We start from the raw sequence: 600 nt of genomic DNA, 5'->3' as shown, positions 1-600 counted from the left end.
TCGGTGATGGTGTAGGTGAAGGTTTCGGTGCCGTTGCCGCCGCCGTGCAGGTTTTTGAAGTCCGCATCGTTGGTGTTGAGGGTGTAGGTGTACGTACCGTTGGCGTTAAGCACCAATGTGCCGTAAGTGCCAGTGAACGTACCCGCCGTGACCGGGCCGGTTGGAACCCGGTCAGCGCCTTGCACGTCGTTGGTCAGGACATTGCCGGTCAGCGTCAGGTTGGTTTCCGAGGCGGTTCCGGCATTGCTGTCGTCCACCGCTTTGGGCAGGTCATCAACAATGTTTACGTCCAGCGATGCATTGGCGGTTGTGCCGTTGTCATCCACCACGGTGACCGCGAACTGTTCGCTCAGGGTGTTCGCACCGTTGGCGGTTGGATGCGCATCGTTGTGGTCGAGGGTGTAGCTGTAGCTGACGACGCCGGTCGTAGCGTTGAAGCCGGTGATGGTCAGCGTGCTGCCCAATGGTGTGGTCACCGACTGCGGGAAGCCTGCGGCGACACCGTTGGTGACGACCGCGATGCCACCCACGGTCAGTGTGGTTACGCCGTCCAGAGCAGTGACGGTGAAGGTGCCGCTCTGAGTCAGCGCGGTGGCATCC

Annotated in this window: 1 protein-coding gene; it reads right to left on the bottom strand. The window is 61.3% G+C overall.

The features are described 5' to 3' along the window. The coding region (locus BBF94_RS26870; RefSeq protein WP_141676642.1) for a VCBS domain-containing protein at positions 1–600 on the bottom strand (600 nt) is incomplete at both ends.

Source organism: Pseudomonas bananamidigenes, assembly GCF_001679645.1.
GTDB classification, from domain to species: Bacteria; Pseudomonadota; Gammaproteobacteria; order Pseudomonadales; family Pseudomonadaceae; genus Aquipseudomonas; species Aquipseudomonas bananamidigenes.
This window is presented reverse-complemented; position numbering and strand designations above follow the sequence as displayed.